This window comes from Pseudomonas sp. ICMP 561 (assembly GCF_002699985.1).
GTDB lineage: Bacteria > Pseudomonadota > Gammaproteobacteria > Pseudomonadales > Pseudomonadaceae > Aquipseudomonas > Aquipseudomonas quasicaspiana.
Genome location: NZ_LKBT01000014.1, coordinates 1 through 26,752, shown reverse-complemented (window position 1 = coordinate 26,752; position 26,752 = coordinate 1). Strand labels below are relative to the sequence as shown.

The 26,752-nt window shown below is 56.1% G+C and carries 22 protein-coding genes and 2 tRNA genes; 9 read left to right on the top strand and 15 right to left on the bottom strand.

Translation table 11 applies throughout. The annotated features are described in order from the left end of the window. Positions 1 to 13: 13 nt before the first annotated feature. The 11 genes from tolA to AO242_RS13180 all read right to left on the bottom strand — a co-directional run bounded on the left by tolA (position 14) and on the right by AO242_RS13180 (position 9,478). Entirely contained in the window at positions 14 to 1,093 is a 1,080-nt protein-coding gene (gene tolA / locus AO242_RS13230; RefSeq protein ID WP_087274352.1) for a cell envelope integrity protein TolA, read from the bottom strand. Continuing rightward, positions 1,093 to 1,557: a protein TolR gene (gene tolR, locus AO242_RS13225; RefSeq protein ID WP_027898230.1), complete on the bottom strand. Its 465-nt coding sequence runs from the start codon at positions 1,555 to 1,557 to the stop codon at positions 1,093 to 1,095. The genes tolA and tolR overlap by 1 nt, the downstream gene beginning before the upstream one ends. A gap of 14 nt (positions 1,558 to 1,571) precedes the next feature. Beyond that, complete coding sequence (gene tolQ / locus AO242_RS13220; RefSeq protein ID WP_027898229.1) at positions 1,572 to 2,267, bottom strand: protein TolQ; 696 nt, start codon at positions 2,265 to 2,267, stop codon at positions 1,572 to 1,574. After that, entirely contained in the window at positions 2,257 to 2,724 is a 468-nt protein-coding gene (gene ybgC, locus AO242_RS13215) for a tol-pal system-associated acyl-CoA thioesterase (protein ID WP_027898228.1), read from the bottom strand. The genes tolQ and ybgC overlap by 11 nt, the downstream gene beginning before the upstream one ends. A gap of 137 nt (positions 2,725 to 2,861) precedes the next feature. Continuing rightward, a complete protein-coding gene (ruvB, locus tag AO242_RS13210) occupies positions 2,862 to 3,920 on the bottom strand; it encodes a Holliday junction branch migration DNA helicase RuvB (RefSeq protein ID WP_095093547.1) in 1,059 nt (352 codons plus the stop codon). Then, positions 3,921 to 4,529: a Holliday junction branch migration protein RuvA gene (ruvA, locus tag AO242_RS13205; protein WP_027898226.1), complete on the bottom strand. Its 609-nt coding sequence runs from the start codon at positions 4,527 to 4,529 to the stop codon at positions 3,921 to 3,923. Between the two features lie 144 nt (positions 4,530 to 4,673). Continuing rightward, positions 4,674 to 5,198, bottom strand: a complete 525-nt coding sequence (gene ruvC / locus AO242_RS13200) for a crossover junction endodeoxyribonuclease RuvC (RefSeq protein ID WP_027898225.1) — start codon at positions 5,196 to 5,198, stop codon at positions 4,674 to 4,676. Positions 5,199 to 5,321: 123 nt separating this feature from the next. Further along, on the bottom strand, positions 5,322 to 6,068 hold the full coding sequence (locus AO242_RS13195) for a YebC/PmpR family DNA-binding transcriptional regulator (RefSeq protein ID WP_027898224.1): 747 nt from the start codon (positions 6,066 to 6,068) through the stop codon (positions 5,322 to 5,324). 134 nt (positions 6,069 to 6,202) lie between these two features. Next, the gene (gene aspS / locus AO242_RS13190; RefSeq protein WP_099269071.1) at positions 6,203 to 7,978 is read right to left on the bottom strand and encodes an aspartate--tRNA ligase; all 1,776 of its coding nucleotides are present in this window, start codon (positions 7,976 to 7,978) and stop codon (positions 6,203 to 6,205) included. Between the two features lie 317 nt (positions 7,979 to 8,295). Next, the gene (locus tag AO242_RS13185) at positions 8,296 to 8,637 is read right to left on the bottom strand and encodes a ribbon-helix-helix domain-containing protein (RefSeq protein ID WP_176560617.1); all 342 of its coding nucleotides are present in this window, start codon (positions 8,635 to 8,637) and stop codon (positions 8,296 to 8,298) included. Between the two features lie 367 nt (positions 8,638 to 9,004). Continuing rightward, positions 9,005 to 9,478 carry a Dps family protein gene (locus AO242_RS13180; protein WP_099269070.1) on the bottom strand — a complete coding sequence of 158 codons (474 nt, stop codon included), beginning with the start codon at positions 9,476 to 9,478 and terminating at the stop codon, positions 9,005 to 9,007. Positions 9,479 to 9,856: 378 nt separating this feature from the next. Between AO242_RS13180 and AO242_RS29975 the strand changes: the two genes are divergently transcribed. Further along, positions 9,857 to 10,459 carry a cold-shock protein gene (locus tag AO242_RS29975; RefSeq protein ID WP_027898220.1) on the top strand — a complete coding sequence of 201 codons (603 nt, stop codon included), beginning with the start codon at positions 9,857 to 9,859 and terminating at the stop codon, positions 10,457 to 10,459. A 69-nt stretch (positions 10,460 to 10,528) separates the two neighbouring features. Here the strand turns inward: AO242_RS29975 and AO242_RS13170 are convergent, their stop codons facing one another. Continuing rightward, complete coding sequence (locus AO242_RS13170; RefSeq protein WP_027898115.1) at positions 10,529 to 10,735, bottom strand: SlyX family protein; 207 nt, start codon at positions 10,733 to 10,735, stop codon at positions 10,529 to 10,531. Beyond that, positions 10,732 to 11,163 carry an HIT family protein gene (locus AO242_RS13165; RefSeq protein ID WP_099269069.1) on the bottom strand — a complete coding sequence of 144 codons (432 nt, stop codon included), beginning with the start codon at positions 11,161 to 11,163 and terminating at the stop codon, positions 10,732 to 10,734. Before AO242_RS13165 ends, AO242_RS13170 begins: the two co-directional genes overlap by 4 nt. Positions 11,164 to 12,165: 1,002 nt before the next feature. On the opposite strand from AO242_RS13165, the gene AO242_RS13160 reads away from it, so the two are divergent. The 3 genes from AO242_RS13160 to AO242_RS13150 all read left to right on the top strand — a co-directional run bounded on the left by AO242_RS13160 (position 12,166) and on the right by AO242_RS13150 (position 16,417). Beyond that, a complete protein-coding gene (locus tag AO242_RS13160; RefSeq protein WP_099269068.1) occupies positions 12,166 to 13,503 on the top strand; it encodes an OprD family porin in 1,338 nt (445 codons plus the stop codon). 171 nt (positions 13,504 to 13,674) lie between these two features. Further along, positions 13,675 to 15,390 carry a proline--tRNA ligase gene (locus tag AO242_RS13155; RefSeq protein WP_099269067.1) on the top strand — a complete coding sequence of 572 codons (1,716 nt, stop codon included), beginning with the start codon at positions 13,675 to 13,677 and terminating at the stop codon, positions 15,388 to 15,390. A gap of 73 nt (positions 15,391 to 15,463) precedes the next feature. Next, on the top strand, positions 15,464 to 16,417 hold the full coding sequence (locus AO242_RS13150) for a hypothetical protein (RefSeq protein WP_099269066.1): 954 nt from the start codon (positions 15,464 to 15,466) through the stop codon (positions 16,415 to 16,417). A gap of 148 nt (positions 16,418 to 16,565) precedes the next feature. Here AO242_RS13150 and dinB read toward each other — a convergent pair whose 3' ends face one another. Continuing rightward, positions 16,566 to 17,627 (bottom strand): DNA polymerase IV, encoded by a 1,062-nt coding sequence (gene dinB / locus AO242_RS13145; RefSeq protein WP_027899358.1) that lies wholly within the window; start codon positions 17,625 to 17,627, stop codon positions 16,566 to 16,568. A gap of 261 nt (positions 17,628 to 17,888) precedes the next feature. Here dinB and AO242_RS13140 point away from each other — a divergent pair. From AO242_RS13140 to AO242_RS13125, 4 genes are all read left to right on the top strand, one after another. After that, positions 17,889 to 17,965 (top strand) — tRNA-Met (locus AO242_RS13140). 305 nt (positions 17,966 to 18,270) lie between these two features. Then, positions 18,271 to 18,347 (top strand) — tRNA-Met (locus tag AO242_RS13135). Positions 18,348 to 18,674: 327 nt separating this feature from the next. Continuing rightward, positions 18,675 to 21,317: a bifunctional lysylphosphatidylglycerol flippase/synthetase MprF gene (gene mprF, locus AO242_RS13130; RefSeq protein ID WP_099269065.1), complete on the top strand. Its 2,643-nt coding sequence runs from the start codon at positions 18,675 to 18,677 to the stop codon at positions 21,315 to 21,317. Beyond that, positions 21,317 to 22,651 carry a virulence factor family protein gene (locus AO242_RS13125; RefSeq protein WP_099269064.1) on the top strand — a complete coding sequence of 445 codons (1,335 nt, stop codon included), beginning with the start codon at positions 21,317 to 21,319 and terminating at the stop codon, positions 22,649 to 22,651. The genes mprF and AO242_RS13125 overlap by 1 nt, the downstream gene beginning before the upstream one ends. 211 nt (positions 22,652 to 22,862) lie before the next feature. Here the strand turns inward: AO242_RS13125 and AO242_RS13115 are convergent, their stop codons facing one another. Next, on the bottom strand, positions 22,863 to 24,761 hold the full coding sequence (locus AO242_RS13115; RefSeq protein WP_099269063.1) for a potassium transporter Kup: 1,899 nt from the start codon (positions 24,759 to 24,761) through the stop codon (positions 22,863 to 22,865). Between the two features lie 290 nt (positions 24,762 to 25,051). On the opposite strand from AO242_RS13115, the gene rimO reads away from it, so the two are divergent. After that, positions 25,052 to 26,395 (top strand): 30S ribosomal protein S12 methylthiotransferase RimO, encoded by a 1,344-nt coding sequence (gene rimO / locus AO242_RS13105; RefSeq protein WP_099269061.1) that lies wholly within the window; start codon positions 25,052 to 25,054, stop codon positions 26,393 to 26,395. Positions 26,396 to 26,752 lie beyond the last annotated feature (357 nt).

The following is a 26,752-nucleotide window of genomic DNA, read 5'->3' as shown; positions in this document are numbered from 1 at the left end:
CGAAAAAGCTTGATCACAAGGCTAGATCTCCAGGTGTAAATGTCATCTTGAATGAACGATAGGGAGCGAAGTCCGCGGCCTTCATACCCTGCATTTCTGTCAAACGGCCAATATTCTTGACTGCTGCGACTGCTGAACTGTCAAACGGCCCGTCTCCACTGGACTTGGCAACCGATACCGATGCAATGGTGCCATCCGGCAACATACCAATCTGCAGTGTTACGGACATGTTGTTACGTGCTGACGGTGGTCGACTCCAGCCCTCGGACGCTCGAACACGAATCAGATCGTCGAAACTACCCGCGACCTCGTCACCCTGCTCGTCCGCCAATGCCTGTTGCCGTTCCGGTTTATCGGAAAGCAAGTCAGCCAAGGCCTGAGCCTTTTTATCTTCAGCAGATTTGCGAGCTGCTTCCTGCGCCTTCTTGGCAGCATCGGCAGTGGCTTTTTTCTTCGCGTCGTCAGCTGCTTTCTTTTTAGCGTCTTCGGCAGCCTTTTTCTTGGCGTCCTCTGCCGCTTTTTTCTTCGCATCGTCGGCGGCCTGTTTCTTGGCTTCCTCGGCTGCAGCTTTCTTGGCGTCTTCCTCGGCCTTTTTCTTGGCGTCGTCTTCAGCTTTTTTCTTGGCTATGTCGGCCAGCTGCTTTTCTTCAGCTTTTTTGGCATCAGCCTTTTTGGCTTCATCAGCTTTCTTCGCTTCGTCGGCTTTTTTCGCTTCCGCCGCTTTCTGCGCTGCTTCTTCAGCCTTCTGTTCTTCCGCTTTTTGAGCAGCCTCTTCTTTCTTTTGTTCCGCAGCTTTTACAGCTTCCTGCTTTTCCTGCTCGACTTTCTTCTGTTCCAGTTGCTCGACTTCAGTCTGTCGTGCAGCGGTCTTTTTCGCCTCGCCGGCAATTTTCTGGTTGGTCTGGGTCGTCGCCTGACTCTTGGACTTGAGCTGGTACAGGGTCGCCTGCACGATAGGCTTGGCTTCCGGCAATTCCGGAGTCATGGCAAAGCTGACAAACAGCAAGCCAAAAATCAGGACGTGCAACGCCACGGCCCAGACACTAGGCCAGAAATAATTCTCCGAGGCGGACGGCTCTCGAATTGGCTGCATCAGGGGGCCTCAGTAATCAAGCCGACATTCCCGACCCCTGCCTTCTGCAGCCCACCCATGGTGCCCATGACCGAACCGTAATCAACGGTTTTGTCGCCACGAATGAAAACCTGCGTCTGCTTGCCGGCATCACGCCCGGCGGCAACGATTTTGGTAACGGCCGACGTCAGTTGCGGCAAGGTCATCGCCTTGTCCATCTGCTTGTCGGTGTCGACTTCGCTGCCAAGGTTCCAGTAATAGGTCTTGTCAGCCTTGATCGAAATGGTCAGGACCTGATTGTTGTTGTCTTGCGGCAAAGCCTCGCTGGAGACTTTGGGCAAATCGACTTTCACGCCCTGATTGATCATGGGAGCGGTGACCATGAAGATGACCAGCAGCACCAACATCACGTCGATGTAAGGTACTACGTTCATTTCGGCGACCGGCTTGCGTTTTCTGCGGCGATCTCGAGCGATTAAAGCCATTGGGAATTACCTGCTCACTCTTCGCTGGTGTGCACTTTACGGTGCAGGATGGCCTGGAATTCTTCGGCGAAGGTGTAGTAACGGCTAATCAGGGTTTCGCTGCGAGCGGCGAAACGGTTGTAAGCGATTACTGCAGGGATCGCCGCGAACAGGCCAATGGCTGTTGCGATCAGTGCTTCGGCAATACCAGGGGCAACGGTGGCGAGTGTTGCCTGTTGCGCCGTGGCCAGGCCGCGGAAGGAGTTCATGATCCCCCAGACGGTACCGAACAAGCCGATGTACGGGCTGACGGAGCCAACGGTGGCCAGATAAGGCAGACCCGCTTCGAGTTTCTCCTCCTCACGCGAGATGGCAACACGCATGGCACGAGCCACGCCTTCCATCACGGCCTCAGGATCGACACCTGCCTGCTGACGCAGACGCGAGAACTCTTTGAAGCCGGCACGGAAGATCTGCTCCACACCAGAATCCGGGTCTGGATTGCTGCCCGCCTGACGGTACAGCTTGGACAGATCGATACCGGACCAGAAACGCTCCTCGAAGCTGTCCAATGCCCGGCGTCCAGCACGCAGCATGTTGCTGCGCTGAAAAATCATGATCCATGAAGTGACTGAAGCAGCCACCAGGATCAGCATAACTAACTGAACGACAATGCTGGCATTACTGACCAAACTCCACATGGAGGAATGGTCGACGACGTTAGCTTCCACGCTTGCTCTCCTGCTCTGTATGTGTGCCCGCGCCGCCCTGGCCGGCAAAGGCCGTACGCAGAGCTTCGGGAATGGCCCGGGGTTTCAAACTATCGGCGTTTACACACGCCACCAAAAACTGCCCCTCACAGAGCAGCGTTGCATCCGCAGCCCGTCTGACTTCCTGTTTGAAGCGCAGACTGACACGGTTCAATTCGATTACTTCAGCGCTGACCAGCAATTCGTCGTCCAATCGCGCCGGCTTGTGATACCTGGCCTCGCTGGAATGCACAACGAACAACAAGCCTTCCTTCGCCATTGAGGATTGGGCAAAACCCAATTCCCGCAGCCGTTCGGTACGAGCCCGTTCCATGAATTTCAGATAATTGACGTAATAGACAATGCCGCCAGCATCGGTGTCCTCGTAATAAACGCGACAGCGATGTGCGAACGACTGAACCCCGTTTTGCGCGCGCATACTCTAGTGCTTACTCCTCAGGTTGCCAATCCGCCACGGCAACTGTTTTCAACGTTTTACCGGTTATTTCATGCCAGCCTGACGCAGTAGCCAGTCTGACCGCGCAAACCCTGAATAAATCAGTGTTTTGCGAGTTTTTAAATGTCTTCATCTGCAACAAATTGTTCGGCGCCCGGCATCTCCCCCATTCGGGAAGGAATATTCAGCCCGAAGTGCAGATACGCATGCCGGGTCACGACCCGGCCACGCGGTGTGCGCATGATATAGCCTTGCTGGATCAAATAGGGTTCCAGCACGTCCTCAATAGTGTGGCGCTCTTCGCTGATGGCAGCAGCCAGACTGTCGACACCCACCGGGCCGCCATCAAACTTCTCAATCATGGTCAGCAGCAAACGCCGGTCCTGATGATCAAAACCGCGCTCGTCGACGTCCAGCAAATTAAGAGCAAGGTCGGCGATAGGCTTGGTAATCTCACCCTTGCCGCGCACTTCGGCGAAATCCCGCACGCGGCGCAGCAAGCGGTTGGCAATCCGCGGCGTGCCACGAGCCCGACGGGCAATTTCGAACGCACCCTCCGGCTCTATCGGCAGACCGAGAATGCCGGCTGAACGCGATACGATAGTTGCCAGATCCGCGATGCTGTAAAACTCCAGACGCTGGACGATACCGAAACGGTCACGCAACGGATTGGTCAGCATGCCCGCTCGAGTCGTCGCCCCTACCAGCGTGAACGGCGGCAGATCGAGCTTGATCGAGCGAGCCGCAGGTCCTTCACCAATCATGATGTCGAGCTGAAAGTCCTCCATCGCGGGGTACAGGACCTCTTCGACGATGGGTGACAGCCGGTGAATCTCGTCGATGAATAACACATCGTTGGGTTCGAGATTGGTCAGAATGGCCGCAAGATCCCCCGGCCGCTCCAGTACAGGGCCAGATGTGCTCTTGATGGAAACCGACATTTCCTGGGCAATGATATTGGCCAGTGTGGTCTTGCCCAGACCGGGCGGACCGAAGATCAGCGTGTGGTCGAGTGCTTCGTTACGTCCGCGTGCAGCCTGGATGAACAACTCCATCTGCTCGCGCACTGTCGGCTGACCAATATAGTCGGCAAGGCTCAGCGGACGAATCGCGCGATCAATCTGTTCATCACGATCACGCCCGCCAGTGGCGGTTATCAGGCGGTCAGCATCAATCACTTAAGCCATTCCCTTCAAAGCACGTCGAATCAAATCAGCACTGCTCAAATCTTTTTCCTTGATTGCGGAAACAGCTTTGCTTGCCTCCTGAGGTTTGTAGCCCAGAGAAATAAGCGCACTGACCGCATCGTTTTCAGCGGTTGCCACGGGTTCGGGCGCATTCGGACCATTGGAAACCAGGGTGAAGGTCCCAGGCAGGGTTTCCCACGCCTTGAAGCGGTCTTTAAGTTCGACGAGCAAACGTTCAGCGGTCTTTTTCCCGACGCCCGGAATGCGAGTCAGCGCTGAGGTGTCCTGAGCCTGGACGCAACGCACCAGCTCATCAACCTCAAGACCGGACATCAAGGCCAGCGCCAGTTTCGGGCCAACGCCATTAAGGCGTATCAATTCACGAAACAGCTCGCGTTCGCGCTTCTCATAGAAGCCGTACAGCAGATGCGCATCTTCACGAACGACAAGGTGAGTATGCAGCGTCACCGGTTCACCGACATGCGGCAAGCGGTAAAGCGTGGTCATGGGGACCTCGATCTCGTAACCGACACCGTTCACATCAAGCACCAGATGCGGCGGCTGTTTCTCAGCCAAAAAGCCGCGTAAGCGTCCAATCACGTATCAAATCCTTTCGTGTTGCCGGTCAGACCGCGTAACCGGCGCGAAATAATGGTCGCAATCATTGCAGGCATGACAAGACCTGCAAGCAGAAATATTCAAGCAGATGATGCTACCAGAGACGCAGCACCACTATTGCACGCATTAGAGACGCAGACGACCACCGCGGCTACGTGCAGTGTTCAGGCCGTGAGGAATCAGGCTTGAACGCGTGTGCGCGTGACACAGGGCAATCGCCAGAGCATCGGATGCATCGATTTGCGGCTTCTGGGTCAGTTTGAGCAAATGCATGACCATCATCATGACCTGCTCTTTATTCGCGCCCCCGGTTCCCGCAACCGCCTGCTTGACCTGAGTCGCCGAGTATTCGGCAATCTCCAGCCCCTCCTCAGCCCCGGCAACAATCGCAGCGCCCCGTGCCTGGCCCAGCTTGAGAGCCGAGTCGGCATTGCGCGCCATGAAGACCTTTTCAATACCCATGGTCACAGGGCCGTAGGTCTGAATGACTTCCCTCACACCGCGGAACACAATCTGCAACCGCTCATGCAGCTCGCCACTGCCGGTGCGAATACAGCCCGACGCCACGTAAACACAGCCACGCCCGGTATCTCGTACCACGCCATAACCAGTGATTCGGGAACCGGGGTCTATACCAAGAATAAGAGTCATAACGCCTGCAGCTTGAGAGGTGATACTCAGCGAAGATCGCAGCATAAAGGCAGAAGCCGAAGGCCGATAGCGATGTCAGTACATCGCCACCGGCCTCCGGCCCCTTTGTCCTGCAGAAATCTGTCAGCCCAACTGTTCCATGACTTCGTCCGGAATTTCCGCATTGGAGTAGACGTTCTGCACGTCATCCAGATCTTCGAGCATATCGATCAGCTTGAGCACCTTTTCTGCTGTTTCCAGATCAAGTACCGCGCTGGTCGTCGGCAACATCACGATTTCAGCGTCTGTCGCGACAAAACCAGCAGCTTCAAGCGCGTTGCGCACAGCGTAGAAACCAGCGAATGAAGTAAAGACGTCAATACTGCCGTCGTCATTGGTGACGACATCATCGGCGTCAGCCTCCATGGCGGCTTCGATCAAAGCGTCTTCATCAACGCCGGCGGCAAACGAGATTTGACCTTTACGATCAAACAGGTACGCGACAGAACCGTCTGTACCCAGGTTGCCGCCGCACTTGGTGAAAGCGTGCCGTACGGCCGCTGCAGTGCGATTACGGTTGTCAGTCATGGTTTCAACCATGATCGCGACGCCGCCCGGCCCGTAGCCTTCGTAGCCCAGCTCTTCGACGTCATCACCGTCTGCCGCACCCGTACCGCGTGCCACTGCGCGATCAATGGTGTCACGGGTCATGTTTGCACCAAGCGCCTTGTCCAGCGCCAGTCGCAGACGAGGGTTAGAACCGGGATCGCCACCACCCTGACGGGCAGCAACGGTCAGCTCACGGATCCACTTAGTGAAAATCTTGCCTTTCTTGGCATCCTGACGCTCTTTGCGGTGCTTGATGTTCGCCCACTTAGAATGACCTGCCATATCTCGCTCCAGATTCTTTTTCGAACACCTTCACCTTTCGCCCAGCTATAAACAGGCAAAAGGGTTTACTTGACCGGGGGTGTAGCCATGCAAGGCGCGCTCACGTCGAGCGACGGAGCGCGCCTCAGCGAGCGTTACTCAGCCTTTGGCTGTTCACGCAAACGGATATGCAGCTCACGCAGTGCCTTGGCATCCACCACACCAGGTGCCTGGGTCATGACGTCAGCAGCGCTCTGGGTTTTAGGGAACGCGATCACTTCACGGATGGACTGCGCGCCGGTCATCAGCATGACCAGACGATCCAGACCGAATGCCAGACCACCGTGCGGCGGTGCGCCGTACTTCAGAGCGTCGAGCAGGAAGCCGAACTTCTCCTGCTGCTCGTCTTCAGCAATGCCCAGCAAGCGGAAGACCGCCTGTTGCATTTCCTTGCGATGGATACGGATCGAGCCGCCACCCAGCTCTGTGCCGTTGAGCACCATGTCGTAGGCACGGGACAGAGCGGTTGCCGGGTTGGCTTCCAGTTCTTCCGGGGTGCACTTCGGCGCGGTGAACGGGTGGTGCAATGCAGTGAAGCTGCCGTCGTCGTTCTCTTCGAACATCGGGAAGTCCACGACCCACATCGGTGCCCACTCGCAAGTGTGCAGCTTGAAGTCGTTACCGACCTTGATACGCAGCGCGCCAAGGGCTTCGCTGACGATCTTGGCTTTGTCTGCGCCGAAGAACACGATATCGCCATCGACCGCGCCAACACGATCCAGGATCACGTTGAGGTTGGCTTCCGGGATGTTCTTCACGATTGGCGACTGCAGACCATCAACACCGGCAGCACGCTCGTTGACCTTGATGTACGCCAGGCCCTTGGCACCGTAGATGCTGACGAACTTGGTGTAGTCGTCGATCTGTTTACGCGGAATGCTTGCCCCGCCCGGGACACGCAACGCAGCGATGCGGCATTTCGGATCGTTGGCAGGACCGCTGAACACCTTGAAATCAACTTCTTTAAGCTGATCAGCAACATCAACCAGTTCCAGCGGGTTACGCAGGTCCGGCTTGTCGGAGCCATAACGGCGCATGGCTTCTTCGAAAGTCATGTGCGGGAAATCGCCGAACTCCAGGTCCAGTACTTCCTTGAACAACTGACGAATCATCTTCTCGGTCAGACCGATGATGTCTTCTTCATTGAGGAAGCTGGTTTCGATGTCGATCTGAGTGAATTCCGGCTGGCGGTCGGCACGCAGGTCTTCATCGCGGAAGCACTTGGCGATCTGGTAGTAGCGGTCAAAGCCGGCAACCATCAGCAGTTGTTTGAACAACTGCGGGGATTGCGGCAAGGCAAAGAAGCTGCCCGGGTGTGTGCGGCTAGGCACCAGATAGTCGCGAGCGCCTTCCGGAGTAGCGCGAGTCAGGATCGGCGTCTCGACATCGAGGAAGCCGTTGTCATCCAGGTAGCGACGGATGCTGGTGGTGATGCGCGAGCGCAGACGCAGCTTCTCGGCCATTTCCGGGCGACGCAGGTCGATGAAGCGATAGCGCAGACGGGTTTCTTCGCCAACGTCGGAATATTCGTTGAGCGGGAACGGCGGAGTTTCCGACTCGTTCAGCACTTCCAGCTCGTAGCCAAGCACTTCGATAGCGCCGGACGCCATGTTGGTATTGACGGCACCGGCCGGGCGAGCACGCACCTTGCCGGTAAGCTTTACGACATATTCGCTGCGAACACGGTCGGCAGCGGCAAAAGTATCTGCGCGGTCAGGGTCAAACACCACCTGAGCCATACCTTCACGATCACGGATGTCGAGGAAAATCACACCCCCGTGGTCACGACGGCGGTGGACCCATCCGCAAAGGGTAATTTCCTGACCTTCCAGGCTCTCGTTCAATTGGCCGCAATAATGGCTGCGCATCATGATGGTCTGTTCACTTCTCGTAATTCGAAATTCGGTGGAGCTTTCGCTCTTGGCTTGCGCTCAATAGTGCAAGAGCCCAGGCACGCGTTCAAGCCGTCAGCCCGTCGCTGCGCACTGCAGGCGCAGACGTGCCCGTTTTTAGCAAGGCCGGGGATTATATAGCGTTAATCAAGAGCGTGCAGCCGCGCAAACCGAACAGATCGAGATAACTTGCCGCGGCGTGCGGCTCAGGCCAACACAGCCGCTGGAGGAACGCGCGATAAAAGCAGGCCCGCCCGGAAAGCGAGCCCGCAAAATAGGGGTATACGTCAACTGCGTTAAGCTTGTCTCAGATCCAGGCTGTCACCCTTCAAAAGATGAGCAACACACACGACCCTGATAAGGCCGCTGAAATTCTTTACGCCGCCATAGCGCAAATGCACCTCTCTGTCGATATAAGAAAGTACCGCATTGACAGAGCAATTATTTGATCTGGCAATCGTGGACAGGATATTCCAGTACACATGCTCCAGACGCAAACAGGTGGCCAGACCATTAAGCCGCACCGACTTGGAGTGTGGTTGAGCCAGAGCCATATTGAAATTTTCGACAAACGGATCATTGCAAATTTTCGCATGACGTTTCAGGTCTTTTACGTCGCATTCGACCTCTTGAACCATAGCGGCTTCCTCTAAACAATAAAATCGGGTCCCATAAGAAACATTTAAATATAAATAAATGCCCGCCTATCAGGCCCGATTTACGTTTTGATAACCAGCCGCATTAAGACTTAAAGTGTGTAGGACATGACCACAAAGTACTAAGGAATAAAGAGCAACTAGCGACAACTAAACACTAAACATACCTAAAGGTAATGAATAGTTATAGACCTTCTACAAACTTTGCCGTCAGGTGTCAGCGGCACAGGCACAGGCACAGGCTCAGGGAAGCAGGAGGCATGAGGCAGGGCGCGATAAGGCTATCAGCCCTCTGAGATCAGACAGGCGAGAGGTGCAGTGCACCACCCGCCTGACACTCACTTGATGCTTACTGGGTTTCCAGCATCGAGCGAAGCATCCACGCCGTTTTTTCGTGGACCTGCATTCTCTGCGTCAGCAAATCTGCAGTCGGCTCGTCACTAACCTTGTCCAGAAGAGGAAAAAGACTACGAGCAGTACGCACTACAGCCTCTTGTCCCTGAACCAGACTTCTGATCATATCTTCGGCACCCGGTACACCCTCTTCTTCTTTGATCGAAGAAAGACGCGCATACGTTGTATAAGTACCTGGCGCCGGGAAGCCCAGCGCACGAATACGTTCAGCAATGGAATCAACCGCCAGGGCCAGTTCGTTGTACTGCTCTTCAAACATCAGATGCAGCGTGCGAAACATCGGGCCACTGACGTTCCAGTGAAAGTTATGAGTTTTCAAATAAAGCACGTAGGTATCTGCGAGCAAATGAGAAAGACCATCGACGATTGACTTGCGATTCTCTTCGCTGATACCGATATCGATTGCCATGTATTTCCCCTTTCAATTGATGGTTTTAATCCAGCAGGTACAGAGGTCACTGTATCAAGACACAGGCCAGGACGCAGCCCTGCATTGCAAATACATGCCCCTGCGCCAGTCGGAACGACGATGCCCTGATCCGGGACAGCCGACACCGCCCGTCGCTTTGTCACGTCCGGGGCTGCCGCTGCGCGATGTAACGCAAGCTGTTGATTTGAGTAGCTCTGAGCTTTGCTGTTAAATACACCGCGTGTCGCGACAGCTGATTGATCAGGCTGCCGCGCATAGGCTGAAAGATCACGCGTGCCTCACGCCTCCACTTTTCCAGAAGCGTACCGGGTGCCTTCAGCTATTTCCTTGCGATCCATCTTAATGTGAGTCATCAATATGTTGAAAATAGTCCACCTGCTAACGGGAGCCGCAGCCCTGCTGCTTTCCTTTATCCCCAGCCTGCGTAGCGAGGCCCTGTCTTCGCTGCTGCAACCCGATGCGCTTTACCTGGCATTCTTCGGTCTGCTCAATCTTGTATTGGCACCCGTGATCCCCTACTGGAACAGAGGCCCACGTCATCATCTGCAGAATCTGGTCAGTGCATTACTGGTTCTTGCTGTAGTTATTCAAATCCTGACCTTGCTTGTCCCCCTCGAAACCATCGCCGGTCAACCGGCAATCGTCGCAGCGCTGACTGCGGCACTGGTCGCAGTCGCCTTGCATCTGGCCGTCAGCTTTTACCGGTCATCCCCGTCACCTGTTGCACAAAGCCACGACATGACCAACCGCGATACGGGCACCGTAAAGTGGTTCAACACGTCCAAGGGCTTTGGCTTCATTTCCCGCGACTCCGGCGACGACATCTTCGTGCACTTCCGGGCTATTCGCGGCGAAGGTCACCGGGTACTGGTTGAAGGTCAACGTGTAGAGTTTTCGGTGATGAATCGCGACAAGGGCTTGCAGGCAGAGGATGTGATTGCTGCTTTGCCACGCCGCTGATTCTTTTTACCGCAATACAAAAACGGCCTTCTATATATAGAAGGCCGTTTTTTTGTGCGGTGCGAAAACTCAGTAATGAGGCGGAGGCGCATCCTCGCCGAAAATCTCGAACTGACTCCCCATTTCCTCCTGACGCTTGAGCATTGCCGCAAATTGCTGCTGCAGACGATCCAATGCTCGCTGCTGAGCAACCAGCACGTCGTTCAACGCCTGAATCGTATCGTCCTGAAAAGCCAGTCGGCTCTCCAGATCGGTCACTCGTGCCTCAAGACTCATACCGACTCCTCCGCGAAGACGAAGTCCTTGACCAGAACTGCTCGCAGCTGATCCTTGATCAGTGAAAACTCCTGCGCTGTATAAGGCGTAGCCGGATGCTTGCCCCAGACAGGCGCCGGCCAGGCGATGTCGCTTCGACGCCGCACGATCACATGCATATGCAGTTGGCTGACGACGTTACCCAACGCTGCCACATTAAGCTTGTCAGCGTTGAACAAGCCCTTCAATTGCTCTGACAGCAGCGTAGTTTCCTGCCACAACTGCAACTGATCCCGCGCATCCAGCTGGAACACCTCGGTAATGTCCAAACGCCGAGGCACCAGAATGAACCAGGGATAATTTGAATCATTGGACAGCAGCAGTCGGCACAACGGGAAATCGCCGATCAGTAAAGTATCTTCTTGCAAGCGTGAATCCAGAGCGAACACGATGTAACTCCTGATCTACAGGTTAAATTTGCGCCGACTTGTATTTCAGATATCGCCGCACAGTAACCGGCAGGATACTCGGGAAAAACCTCGACTTCATCGCTTACCTGATTCACGGACAGCTTTTGCCAGCGGCTCAGGCTCTGCGCCTTGCTCATTCACCCGAAAGACGCGACAGCATCACGCACCAGCAAATACCCCGGAGCGCAGCCATCGCCCCTTTTTCGCGCACAGCCACCGATGCCATCGTTACAACCGCTGTTACGTATCGCTACAGATCAAGCGATCTGAGCCTATAAGCCACGACCCCGAAAAACCGATTGCGTCATGAAGATGAAACGCTGCGGAGCAACTTGGGAGTCACGCGAGATAGCAGAGACCCACATTAATGCATTAAAGGCGGTCATCGCACCAAAAGGACTCACCTTATTTGTGCAGACACCCCGATCATGACGAATCTCCCCAAGCCAAACCCATCAAGGTAACGCTGCCGACGGCCAAACACGTCATGCCAACGAAAAAACCCTATCCCCTCTAAAAAGAAAGGAAATATTTTTTATTTTATTTTCAATAGGTTACCGATAACAGCGAAAGTAAATACTAGTTTTTTCACGTTTTTTTCTCATTCTGCTTAGCTTTGTGCACGGTTGTTGCTATGTTACTGGGCAAGGTTGGACGATCCTCTGGCGGAAAACAGAAGACGGGCAATCACGAAAGGTGGAGAAAATCATCCACTAAAGGAATACGCAGGGAAGGCACAAGACTGATATTTCAATGGCCAGATCGTTGATGATCAGCACCGTTGGAGGCTTGTGTTTGCGACATGGACCGTAATTATTTGCGACAGCGCTGTAAAGATTTTGCAAGGTTAGGTCTGTAACTATAGCCACCATTGTCAGCGGGATATAAGTTTCGCCGACACAAAAAAAGAAAGAGCCGTCCAGATAAAAAAACAGGTGGACGGCGGTACTCTTCTCTTAAAAACCAAAGGAGCAAGTCACAATGAGAGTGATGAAGTGGAGCGCAATCGCACTGGCCGTTACTGCTGCCAGCACCCAATTGGCAACGGCTGCACCGTTCGTCAGCGATCAGGCTGATGCCAAGGGTTTCATTGACGGCAGCACGCTGGACGTGAAGGCTCGCAACTATTATTTCAACCGCGATGGCAAAAATGGTGGCGGTGATCAGCGTGACTGGACCCAAGGTTTCTGGGGCAACTTCAGCACTGGCTACACTCAAGGCACCATTGGTGTTGGCGTTGAAGCATTCGGCTACTGGGGTCTGAAGCTGGATGGTCAGAACCAATATGCTGGCTCGGGCAACCTGAGCCTCGATAGCAATGGCGATAACCGCGATGAGCAGGGCAAGGCCGGCGGCGCTGTTAAATTCCGAGTATCGAAAACCGAACTGAAAATCGGCGACATGCAGCCTACCAGCCCTGTATTCGCAGTGGGCGGCTCCCGCCTCTTGCCTCAGACCGCTAGCGGTATCAGCCTGCAAAGCAGCGAAATCGCGGGTCTGGACGTTGAAGCCGGTCACTTCTACTCCGGTACCAGCCAGAACGATAACAGCCACGATGGCAATATCTTTGCCAACTACGCCTCGGTGGGTACACCGATTACAGCCAATAGCGCAGACTTCGCAGGCGGCAAATACGCTATCACTGACTCGCTTGGCGTTGCTTTCTATGCTGCCAAACTGGAAGACATCTGGAACCAGTATTACGCCAACATGAACTACGCGCTGCCATTGACTGACGATCAGTCCCTGGCGTTCGATGCCAACATCTATCGCACCACTGATACCGGCAGCTCTAAAGCTGGCGACATCAGCAACACCGCCTTCTCCGGCTCGGTTGCTTACTCGTTCGCCGCAGCACACACCGTGACTCTGGCCTTCCAGAAAATCAACGGTGACACCCCGTTCGACTACATCGGTATCGGTGACAACAACAAGGGTGGCGACTCGATTTTCCTGAATAACTCTATTCAGTACTCTGACTTCAACGGTCCTGGTGAAAAATCCTGGCAGGCTCGCTACGACCTGAACATGGCTCCGTATGGCGTGCCAGGCCTGAGCTTCATGACTCGTTACGTGACCGGCGATGGCATTGACGGCACTAAAATGGCAGCCGATAGCCCCTACAGAGCTTATGGCTATGGCGCTGACGGCAAGCACCACGAGACCAACCTTGAAGCCAAGTATGTGGTTCAGACTGGCCCCGTCAAAGATATGTCGTTCCGCATTCGTCAAGCATGGCACCGTGGCAACACTGACCAGGCTGAAGGCGACGTTAACGAGTTCCGTCTGATTGTCGACTACCCGATCTCGATCCTGTAATCGCCACTCAGCTTCTCGTTTAAAGAAAAGCCCGGCTTAGGCCGGGCTTTTTCATACATGGGCGAATCTGATTTCGCTGCAATCCTGAGGCGGTCGCGGCCTGTACGAGACTAGACACTGTCCGTACAATGCCCAGTCATTTCCAGTCTCAGCAACCGACAACGGCCAACCATGCGCACCAGTCAATTTTTGCTCGCCACACAGAAAGAAACCCCTTCCGATGCGGTCGTGATCAGCCACCAGCTCATGCTGCGTGCGGGCATGATTCGCAAACTTGCTTCCGGTCTGTACACGTGGCTGCCCATGGGCTTGCGCGTATTACGCAAGGTCGAAGCCATCGTTCGTGAAGAAATGGACGCTGCTGGCGCACTGGAAGTACTGATGCCTGGTATCCAGCCCGCCGAGTTGTGGCAAGAATCCGGCCGCTGGGAACAGTACGGTCCTGAACTGATGCGCCTGACTGACCGGCACAACCGTGAATTCTGTCTAGGCCCGACTCACGAAGAAGTCATCACCGATCTGGCCCGTAACGAGCTCAACAGCTATAAACAGCTGCCGATCAATCTGTACCAGATCCAGACCAAATTCCGCGACGAAATTCGCCCGCGCTTCGGTCTGATGCGTGGCCGCGAGTTCCTCATGAAAGACGCCTACTCGTTCCATGCTGATCACGCTTCGTTGCAGATCACCTACGATCGCATGCATCTGGCGTACTGCAACGTGTTCTCGCGTCTGGGCCTGAAATTCCGCCCGGTTGAAGCCGATAATGGCTCGATCGGTGGCGCAGGCTCCCACGAGTTCCACGTCCTGGCCGAGTCTGGCGAAGACGATATCGTATTCAGCAATGGCTCCGATTACGCTGCGAACATTGAAAAAGCCGAAGCCGTACCACGCGAAACCAGCCGTGGCGCTGCAACTGAAGAGCTGCGCCTGATCGACACACCTGACGCCAAGACCATTGCGCAACTGGTGGAAGGCTTCAACCTGCCGATCGAGAAGACCATCAAGACCCTGGTGGTACACGCCGCAGAAGAAGGCAAGCTGATTGCCTTGATCATTCGTGGCGACCACGAACTGAACGAAATCAAAGCCGCCAAACTTGAGCAGGTTGCGAGCCCTCTGGTCATGGCTTCCGAAGCCGAACTGCGCGCTGCAATTGGCGCCGGTGCTGGATCCCTCGGCCCGCTGAATCTGCCGCTGCCTTGCATCATCGACCGTTCGGTTGAACTGATGAGCGACTTCGCCATTGGTGCAAACATCGACGACAAGCACTACTTCGGCGTCAACTGGGAACGCGACCTGCCAGTTCCGGCCGTCGCCGATCTGCGTAACGTTGTTGCTGGCGACCCTAGCCCGGATGGCAAAGGCACCCTTGAAATCAAACGCGGTATCGAGGTCGGCCACATCTTCCAGCTGGGCACCAAGTACAGCGAAGCCATGAAGTGTCAGGTACTGGGCGAAAATGGCAAACCGGTGAACCTGTCCATGGGCTGCTACGGCATCGGTGTGTCCCGCGTGGTTGCTGCTGCAATCGAGCAGAACAGCGACGATAACGGCATCATCTGGAATGACACCCTGGCGCCCTTCCAGATCGCTCTGGTTCCGCTGCGCTACGAAACTGACGCAGTCCACGAAGCGACCGACAAGCTGTACGCCGAACTGACCGCCGCAGGTTTCGAAGTACTGCTCGATGATCGCGACAAGAAAACCAGTCCTGGCAACAAGTTTGCCGACATGGAGCTGATTGGCATACCGCATCGTATCGTCGTCAGTGATCGCGGCCTTGCCGAAGGTAACCTGGAATACAAGAGCCGGACCGAGTCCGAAGCCCAGGCCCTGCCGGTTGCTGAGGTACTGTCCTTCATCCAGGGCCGCGTCAGTCGCTGAGTCCTGATAGCGCCCATCGAAAGATGGGCGCTATCGTTTCAGCAAAGACGCGCCTTAATTCGCAAGAGATCTCATGTTCAAGCGATCCCCTTTCAGCCTGGGCTGCGTGCTGTTTTGCGCCACCCTGGTCAGCGGCTGCGCCAATCAACTGTCGCAACGCAGCGAGCACGAAGAACGCATCGAGCGCAAATTGCTCTCACACAGCGTCCAGATCGACCTCGGCGAGCCCAAAACCCTTGAGCTGCCGCAACGGCGTGTGCGTATTCACGAGCAGCGGACCTTTGAGGTCACTGAATTTGAAGTGACTCGTCATTACGACCGTTACACGCCCTATCAGCCCTGGCGGGAAATCTACGAGATTCCCTTGGGCGCAGTGGCCGTTGTCGCGGGCGTCGGTGCCAACGTGGTCAATGTCTTCGCTCTGGGCCGCCTACCTGACAGCGTGACCAAAGACTGGATCAACTACGGTGTCGCCGGGCTCAACCCTTTCATGAATGCCCCCTCCCATGGCCGCGCTCAGCAAAACCTGGCGGGTATCAACGAAGTACAGCAGGACAAGAGAATCGAAAACACGACACTGCCATGGAGTGAACGCCCGGTAACAGTCAAGGCCGGATCCCAGACGCACGAGTTGATGACCGATCGCAATGGCGTATTGCGCCTGAGCCTGCTGGACAGCCCGTTTGCTGAACAGGATTTGAGTCATGTCACCCGCCTGTATTTGAGCGTCGAAGATGATCAGGACAACACCCACGCCAATGCAGACCTGGTGGTCAGTCGTAGCCTGCGCGGCAAATTGATCGAAGCTCATGGCCTGATTTACGACGATCTGGAAGATGACGAAGTTAGCCAGTGGGTTTACCGGGTCAAGCGCCTTTCTGATCTGGGACTTGAAGAGGAAGCCAGTGACCTCGAACAAAGCCTGATTGAAATGACCCGGGACGATCCGCAGTTGCAGCGCGAATTCCTGAAATCGCTGGCCAAGGATGCGGGCCGACTGGTAGCAGATCCCGGCGCGGAAAAGTGACCTGAAACGCTCTGTTTTTCTGTAGGAGCTGCCGAAGGCTGCGAAGCATTTATCCTGACACACCGCCTTCGCAGCCTTCGGCAGCTCCTACGAGTCAGATGTTTGTTTCGCGAAAGAGCGCGGTGTCAGGAAGCTTGCAAAAGTCCGATCAGCGCGCAAACAGCTCCAACTGCTCATGTGCTTTTCGTAAATCATGCAAACGCACACCAATCCCAAGCAAACGAACTGGCTTGCCACCCCGGGCAAATGCCTGCGTGAGCAGATGCTCGAAACTGTCCAGATCCCGACCGATCCCTGCCTGCTCAAGTGTGGTCTGGGTGAAATCGTGAAATTTTACCTTCACGAACGGTTTGCCAGGCCGGTACTGCCCCTCCATCCGCTCTACCCGCCCGTTCAGGGTTTCCAGCAGTTCCGGTAGTTTTTTCAGGCAACTGGCCAGATCAGGAAGATCGGTGTCGTAAGTATTTTCCACGCTCACGGACTGACGCCTGCTGTCATTCTGGACCGGCCGCTCATCAATACCCCGAGCCAGCCCCCACAAACGCTCGCCGAACGAACCAAACTCTCGCACCAGCGCCAGCTTCTTCCAGTCGCGCAGATCAGTACAACTGACAATCCCCAGCTTTCCCAACTTGTCGGCAGTCACCTTGCCGACACCGTGCAGCTTGTTGACGGGTAATTGCGCAACGAAATCTTCGACCTGATCCGGGGTAATCACAAACAAGCCGTTGGGCTTCTTCCAGTCGCTGGCGATCTTGGCCAGAAACTTGTTAGGCGCAACGCCAGCGGACACCGTGATATGCAGCTGTTTAGAGACACGGCGCCTAATGTCCTGCGCAATACGCGTCGCACTGCCGGAAAAATGACTGGCGTCGGACACATCGAGGTACGCCTCATCCAGCGACAAGGGCTCAATGAGGTCGGTGTAGTCACGGAAGATGGTCTGGATTTCTTTGGATGCTTCTTTATAAGCATCCATTCTCGGCTTGACGATGGTGAGGTCAGGGCAAAGCTTCAACGCGTGCCGCGACGACATGGCCGAGCGCACACCATAAGCGCGGGCTTCGTAATTGCAGGTCGCAATGACACCTCGCCTGTCCGCAGAGCCACCTACCGCCAGCGGTTTGTCCGCCAGTCGAGGGTCATCGCGCATTTCGATGGCTGCATAGAAGCAATCACAGTCAACATGGATGATTTTTCGCTGCGTCATGTAGGCATTATGCGGGAGGCGTGGCCGGTCAGTATCTCACCCGTATCGACATGTGACATCTCATGATGCGCACACCCGAGAAAATTTGATGTATTTGCTTCGCTATTCGATCCCCCCGACATTGCATGACAGACCCGTACAGCGGGGCCTACAGCTTGTCCGGACGGTCAGTAAACAGCGCTAACCGATTGAAGGAAAAGCAATTTCCGAAAATTAGCCATTGACAGCCCGGCGTTCGGCTGTAGAATGCCGCCACACAGACGCGGGATGGAGCAGTCTGGTAGCTCGTCGGGCTCATAACCCGAAGGTCGTCGGTTCAAATCCGGCTCCCGCAACCAAACATCAAAAAAGGCTACTCGAAAGAGTGGCCTTTTTTGTGCGTGTCGTTTGACGAAGGTGCGTAAAGATCTCCTGAAGCTTACGAGCATCTGTCTGAAACACCGCCATCGCTGCCTCGCGGTGCTCGTGAGCCCCTACAGAAAAGGGTCAATCCGAAAGGATGTAACCTCCCGGAACGTGACGAGCAAAAATCTTTACCCGTCCGACACTTAAATCTCCAACCACCCAATTCAGACTAATTCGCCGACTTTCCACATTAAAGGTTGACACCTCGTCGTTCGGCTGTAGAATGCCGCCACACAGACGCGGGATGGAGCAGTCTGGTAGCTCGTCGGGCTCATAACCCGAAGGTCGTCGGTTCAAATCCGGCTCCCGCAACCAAACATCAAAAAAGGCTACTCGAAAGAGTGGCCTTTTTTGTGCACGCCTAAAAAACAGGGCAACCCGTTGGCTGGAAAGCAATTTTCCCTTCCCCTCCCCGCAACACACCCTCTCGTTGTAACGTAACATTACAAAACCCGACAGTTTTGCAGCCCTCTGCCGATAGCTGTTTAATAGCTGAACTGTTGCTGAACAGCTCCATGAACAAACAGGCTCCATTCGCTCGTTAGACGATGACGCGCTAACATCTCGAAATATTTTTTGCGTAGGGATTGGTAACTTGGCTGTATACCTCCATTCTGTCGCGCACGATCCAAGGAGTGATTGATGCGCGCCAACCCGTCAGAACCGAACGAAGCAGTTACGGCGAATCAACCCATCCAACCTGCCCGCCTCCAATGGCTGGAGTTGTTGAGTAAATATCGCCAGCCCATAGGCCTGGGCGTTACGTTGCTGCTATTTGCCGTGGCCTTGATTGCTTGCCGACACATGTTGAGCGAGCTTGATCTCTATGCATTGCAGGATTCATTGCTGAGTGTGCCTGCCGCGTCTCTGGCAGGTGCCCTGCTGGCCACGGTGATCGGCTTCATTATTCTGCTGGGCTATGAATGGTCTGCCAGTCGTTACGCCGGGGTTGATCTACCCAACAAAACCCTCGCCATGGGCGGCTTCACAGCCTTCGCCATTGGTAACGCCGTAGGCCTGTCGATGCTGTCGGGCGGTTCGGTGCGCTATCGACTGTACTCCCGCAAAGGTATTGGCGCGGTCGAAGTAGCCCGTATGACGCTGTTTGCCAGCCTTTCTCTAGGATGCGCCCTGCCACCGCTGGCAGCACTGGCAACCCTGAGCAATCTGTCCGGAGCATCGCTGGCGCTGCACACCCCGGTAAACGTGCTGGCAGGCATCGCTATTGGCGTACTCGTGCTGACCGCTGTGCTGGCCATTGCAATTTATCGCCGCCGACTGCCCGAGCAGACCATCCCGCATACCCTGCTGGTGCGTGCCGGACGCCGCACTCTGCGCCTTCCCGGCGTACGCCTGACGCTGATGCAACTGGTGATTACGGCACTGGACGTTGCGGCCGCTGCGACTGTTCTCTACCTCCTGCTGCCACAATCCCCTCCCTTCGGTGCATTTGTACTGGTGTATCTGCTGGCCCTCGCCGCTGGCGTGCTTAGCCATGTACCCGGTGGCGTGGGAGTTTTCGAGGCCATCCTGCTCGCCGCCTTTGCCAACGAGCTTGGCGCCGCCCCGCTGGCTGCTGCGTTGCTGCTGTATCGGATGATTTACGTCGTCCTGCCACTGTTACTGGCGTGTCTGGTGCTGCTGTTTACTGAAGGTCAGCGGTTGCTGCCAACCAAACAGGCGATGCGCGTCGCTTCGGGTCTGGCGGCACCGATTCTGGCGCTGCTGGTGTTCCTTTCCGGCGTCGTGTTGCTGTTCTCTGGCGCAACCCCGGAAATCGATACACGTCTGGAAGACCTGGGATTCCTTATCCCTCATCGGCTGATCAACCTTTCGCACTTTGGCGCCAGCCTGATTGGCGTCCTGTGCCTGCTGCTGGCTCAAGGGCTGCGCCGTCGCCTCTCGGCCGCATGGATGCTGACGGTCATTCTGCTACTGGCAGGTGCAGCACTGTCGATGCTCAAAGGCTTCGATTATGAAGAAGCCACACTGCTAATCCTGACCGCAGCGTTGCTGGCTATCTTCCGCCGCTCTTTCTACCGCCCGAGCCGTCTGCTGGAGCTGCCCTTTTCGCCGCTGTATCTGGTAGCGACCCTGTGCGTATTGGGCGCTTCATTCTGGCTGCTGCTGTTCGCCTATCAGGACGTGCCCTACAGCCACCAGTTGTGGTGGCAGTTCACGCTGGACGCGGACGCCCCTCGTGGCTTGCGCTCCGCATTGGGCAGCGCCGTGCTGCTGATCATTATTTCCCTGACCTGGCTACTGCGCACTGCGCGCCCGGTTATCAAGCTGCCAGACGCCTCGGAGCTGGCCAAGGCCGCCGAGATCGTCAACGCGTCGTCACAGCCTGACGGCGGGCTGGTGCTGACCGGCGACAAGGCTGTCCTGCTGCACCCTCAAGGCAATGCATTTCTGATGTACGCCCATCGGGGCCGCAGCCTGGTGGCCCTCTATGATCCGATCGGCCCGACTCAACAACGCGCCGAGCTGATCTGGCAATTCCGTGACCTGTGTGACGTGCACCACGCCCGGCCAGTGTTCTATCAAGTGCGCGCAGAAAATCTGCCGTTCTATATGGACATCGGCCTGACCGCGATCAAGCTGGGTGAAGAGGCACGCGTCAACTTGCTGCGCTTTGATATCGAAGCCAAGGGCAAGGAAATGAAAGACTTGCGCTACACCTGGAATCGGGGTGGGCGTGACGGTTTGTCACTGGAGATCTATGAAGCAGGTCAAGCGCCGCTGGAGGAGCTGAAAATCATCTCCGACGCCTGGCTTACCGGCAAGAATGTCCGTGAAAAAGGCTTCTCGCTGGGTCGTTTCAGCCCTGAGTACCTCAAGCATTTCCGTATCGCGATCATCCACTTCGAGGGCAAGCCGGTGGCGTTCGCCAACCTGCTGGAGACTTCGCGTCGTGACCTTGCCAGCCTGGACCTGATGCGCGCTCACCCTGATGCACCGAAGCTGACCATGGAGTTCATGATGGTCGGGCTGATTCTGTATTACAAAGAACACGGCTACGAACGCTTCAGCCTGGGCATGGTGCCGCTGTCGGGCTTGCAACCGCGCCGTGGCGCGCCTCTGACCCAGCGCCTGGGTTCGATGGTGTTCCGTCGCGGCGAGCAGCTCTACAACTTCCAGGGTCTGCGTCGCTTCAAAGACAAATTCCAGCCTGACTGGGAACCTCGCTATATGGCCGTGCCCGCCGGACTCGATCCGCTGGTGGCACTGGCTGACACCGCTGCCCTGATTGCGGGCGGCCTGACTGGATTGGTGAAACGCTGATGATTCAACGCTACCGGCGCATTTTGCTCGCAGCACTGCTGTTTGTTGTGGTTCTGATTCTCGGGGTATGGCTGTGGAGCCGCCCCGCCCCACCGGCAACACTGGACCGTTCAACATTGACCGACGGCTCGGCCCTGACCACTGTCACACCGGGCACCCGAGCCAAGGTTCGTGTCGCACTGGCAGTCACCGCAGACGACTTGCTATCGGACAAACAACTGCAGGCGCTGAGCCAGGATGCCTCTGCCCGAATCATTCAGGTCGTACTGCCCAAAGCAGACTGCACATTGCAGCAGAAGACCTTCAACGAGGCGCTTGGCAAACTCGACGAAGCGCCGACCGTTGTGGCCGGTATCGGCCCAGGCGCAACGCTCGCATGGCGCTGGCTCGCCGGGCAGAACAACGACAAGGCGGAGGCCATTTCAGTAGGCTTCTATCTGGAAGTACCTTCTCAGCCGGTCAAGGCACTTGAGCCCGACGAGACCCCACCGGTGATCTGTGACGTACCGCTGCCCAAAGCCGCGCCACACGGTCACTGGATGGTGGCGTGGAACGATGCTCCGGACGATGAGCCGGCAGCGTTCGTGCGCGATCAGGCCAACGCCGATACCAGCATCAGCGATTACGACATCAAGCTGCCGCAAGTCCTCAACAGCGAGCTGCGCCGCAAGCTGGTCGGCGAAGACGATAAAGGCGGCGGTCTGGGCATCCCTGTGGTCGAAGTGCCTGCTGCTCAACCCTCGGATACCGTGACGCTGTTCCTGTCCGGTGACGGTGGCTGGCGTGATCTGGACAAAGTTGTTGCCGGGGACATGGCCGGCATGGGCTATCCAGTGGTTGGCATCGACGTGCTGCGTTATTACTGGGAACACAAATCCCCTGAGCAGACCGCAGCTGACCTGACCGAGCTGATGCAGCACTACCGTCAGAAATGGGGTGCCAAGCGTTTTATTCTGGCGGGTTACTCGTTCGGCGCAGATGTACTGCCAGCGGTTTATAACCGTCTGGCGCAAGAAGATCAGGACCGAGTCGACGGCATGATTCTGCTGGCTTTCGCACGCACTGGCAGTTTCGAGATTCGCGTCGATGGCTGGCTAGGTGCGGCAGGCAAGGATCTGCAAACGGGTCCGGAAATGGCGAAATTGCCGGGCGATAAAGTGCTGTGCGTGTATGGCGTGGAAGAGATCAAGGAAAGTGGCTGTACTGATACCACGGCTGTTGGCGAGAAACTCCAACTGCCTGGGGGTCACCACTTCGACGAAAACTACCCGGCTCTGGCCAAGCGTTTGATTGCTTTCATCAACAAGCGTCAGGGCAAGACCACAGCGCAGTAAGTCGCTTTAAGGCAACACAAAAAAATCCCCGTCAGCTGTGAGGCTGCGGGGATTTTTGTTGTGGAGTTTGTCCATGTAGACCCGCATCCCTGTTGGAGCGAGGCTTGCCCGCGAACCCGTTGACTCGGTGGATCAGACCCACCGCGTTAACGCTCTTCGCGGGCAAGCCTCGCTCCAACAGGGGGAAACATGTGCGGTGCGTACCGCCAAACTACATCTCCACCTGCGTCCCCAGCTCGATAACCCGGTTGAACGGCAACTTGAAGAAGCGCAGATTTCCGTTGGCGTTCTTTAACATGAATGCAAACAGCGCCTCACGCCATCGGGCCATTCCTACAATCTTCGAAGGGATCACCGTTTCGCGACTCAGGAAATAAGTCGTGCGCATTGGGCTGAAATCCAGCTCTTCCAAGTGACACAGGGCCAGTGCAGCGGGCACATCCGGCTCATCAATAAAGCCAAAATGCAGGATCACTCGATAGAAGCCTTCGCCATAAGCCTCGACTTCAAAACGCTGCTGCGCCGGTACCCGGGGGGTGTCCTCATAGACAACCGTCAGCAACACAACCTGCTCATGCAGCACCTGGTTATGCAGCATGTTATGCAACAGCGCATGCGGCACGGCATCACTGCGAGCAGTCAGGAACACCGCTGTGCCCTGAACCCGGTGCGGCGGCTGAACACGGATACTGCTGATGAAAATCGGCAGCGGCAGCCCGCCCTCATCGATACGCTCCACCAGCAGTTGCTTACCGCGCTTCCAGGTGGTCATCAGGATAAACAACACCACCCCGGCAATGACCGGGAACGCGCCACCCTGAATGACTTTCGGCACGTTGGCAGCGAAGAACAGACTGTCCACCAACAGCAGCGCCAACAACAGCGGCACCGCCAGAACTGCAGGCCACTTCCAGAGCAGCAGCATGACTGACGACACCAGAATGGTGGTGCAGAACATGGTCCCGGTTACCGCAACGCCATAGGCCGAGGCCAGCGCGCCAGAAGACTCGAACCCCAATACCAGCAGAATCACACCGACCATCAACGACCAGTTCACCGCGCCAATATAAATCTGGCCCTGGGCGTCACTGGACGTATGCTGAATGTGCATGCGCGGGATGTAGCCAAGCTGGATCGCCTGCAAGGTCATGGAGAACGCGCCGGAAATCACCGCTTGTGAGGCGATTACCGTCGCCAGCGTCGACAGCCCGATCAGCGGCAGCAAAGCCCAACCGGGTGCCAACAGATAGAAAGGGTTACGTGCCGCTTCGGGATTTTCCAGAACCAGCGCGCCCTGACCGAAATAGTTGAGCACCAGCGCGGGAAGCACCAGCGCAAACCAGGCACGAGCAATCGGCTTGCGACCAAAATGGCCCATGTCGGCGTACAGCGCTTCGGCACCGGTCAGCGCCAACACCACTGCACCGAGGATTGCGACGCCGATGCCTGGATGAACGATAAAGAAGCGCACGGCCCACACCGGGTTCATGGCATGCAGCACTTCCGGCTGATGCGCAATGCCATTGATCCCCAACAGCCCAAGCACGACAAACCAGGTGACCATCACTGGCCCGAACAAAACGCCGATACGCGCAGTGCCATGACGCTGAATCAAAAACAGCGCAACCAGCACCACCAGCGCCATCGGCACTACCCAGTGATCGATACCATCAAAGGCCAGCTCCAACCCTTCCATGGCCGACAGCACCGAGATCGCCGGGGTAATCATGCTGTCCCCGTAAAACAGCGCGGCACCGAACAGACCGAAAACGACCATGGTCATTTGCAGTTTCGGATACTTGATGGTGGCCCGACGCGCCAGGGCGGTAAGCGCCATGATGCCGCCCTCGCCCTGGTTATCAGCACGCAGGATGAACGCCATGTACTTGAAGGAAACGACCCAGATCAGTGACCAGAAGATCAGCGACAGAATGCCGAGTACGGCGTCATGGGTGACGTCTACGCCATAACCGCCCTGAAACACCTCTTTCAAGGTGTACAGCGGGCTGGTGCCGATATCGCCGTAAACCACACCAACCGCGGCGATCAACAGCGCGAAGGGTTTTGACACTGGATGTCCGGTTCCAGCCTGACTGTTTGCTTGACTCATTTACCACTCCTGAAACCTGGGTTTGAACCGCAAAAGCACACGACAGTGCTCAGACTCACCCATACAGATTGCGTGCTGGTGGCTACGCAAAAACCAGACATATTTCGTAACGACGCGAAGCATAGCGCAGCACTCGTCGTAATTCTCTGCATAACACTGGTCAATCGCAGGGCTGATCGCTAGAATTGCGCACTTTTTGATCAGAGGCGCACGAATCCTGTACGGGATACCAGCGCCCAGCTGTTGCCTCGGCTAAATGCCGAAGCCCACATCTCCGCCGAGGTTAGTCAATGTCCACCGTCACCACGCCATCCGCTCCCAAGGTCGGGTTCGTCAGTCTGGGTTGCCCAAAAGCTTTGGTTGACTCCGAGCGCATCCTCACCCAACTGCGCATGGAAGGCTACGAAGTCGTGCCGACTTATCAGGACGCCGATGTTGTTGTGGTCAACACCTGCGGCTTCATCGACGCGGCCAAGGCTGAATCGCTGGAAGTGATTGGCGACGCCATCAAAGAAAACGGCAAGGTCATCGTCACCGGTTGCATGGGTGTTGATGAAAGCGTGATCCGTGACGTGCACCCAAGCGTGCTGTCCGTTACTGGCCCGCAGCAGTATGAGCAAGTGGTCAACGCTGTGCACGATGCCGCGCCGCCAAAGCTTGATCACAACCCGCTGATTGATCTGGTGCCGCCACAAGGCGTCAAGCTGACCCCGCGCCACTACGCATACCTGAAAATTTCCGAAGGCTGCAATCACAGTTGCAGCTTCTGCATTATCCCGTCGATGCGCGGCAAGCTGGTCAGCCGCCCGGTGGGCGATGTGCTCGACGAAGCACAGCGTCTGGTCAAATCCGGCGTGAAAGAACTGCTGGTGATCTCTCAGGACACCAGTGCCTACGGTGTCGACATCAAGTACCGCACCGGCTTCTGGAATGGCGCTCCGGTCAAGACTCGCATGACCGAGCTGTGCCAAGCCCTCAGCACCATGGGCGTCTGGGTCCGTCTGCACTACGTTTACCCATATCCGCACGTTGACGAGCTGATTCCACTGATGGCAGCCGGGAAAATCCTGCCGTATCTGGATATCCCCTTCCAGCACGCCAGCCCGAAAGTCCTTAAGCTGATGAAGCGCCCGGCTTTCGAAGACAAGACCCTGGCCCGCATCAAGAACTGGCGCGAACAGTGCCCGGACCTGATCATCCGCTCCACCTTCATCGTTGGCTTCCCAGGCGAAACCGAAGAAGACTTCCAATACCTGCTGGACTGGCTGACCGAAGCGCAACTGGATCGCGTCGGTTGCTTCCAGTACTCGCCGGTTGAGGGCGCGCCGGCCAACCTGCTGGACGCGGCCATTGTGCCGGACGACGTCAAACAGGATCGCTGGGACCGCTTCATGGCGCACCAACAGGCCATCAGCGCAGCTCGCCTGCAAATGAAAATCGGCCGGGAAATCGAAGTGCTGATTGACGAAGTTGACGAACAAGGCGCCGTAGGCCGCTGCTTCTTCGACGCACCGGAAATTGACGGCAACGTGTTCATCGCTCTGGATGAGAACAGCACCCTCAAGCCAGGCGACAAGGTGATGTGCCGCGTTACCGACGCAGATGAGTACGACCTTTGGGCCGAGACGCTCTGAACCTCCGCTTGAGCTGATGCATCAAAACAGCCCTGCCCTTCAAACGGCGGGGCTTTTTTTGCCTTCGAAGGGGCTAAGCTAGTCCGTGTGCACTGCTTTCTGTCGAACAGATGTAATCTTTTAAGTGAAATGCATTTTTTTGTAGAAGATCGCCCTGACGCCACGCTGTCTCGCGGCAAGCATAGGACCTGTAGGAGTGAGCTTGCTCGCGATAGCGTCAGGCCAGACGCTAGTTCTCAGCAGGTCTTTATCGCGAGCAAGCTGTTCTGGTCAAGTTTTTCCGGACACCGATTACGGTGATCAAGCCGCCTGCTGCTCCATAGCTATTGGCGACAAGTAGTTGTTGTAGCTGTGGAG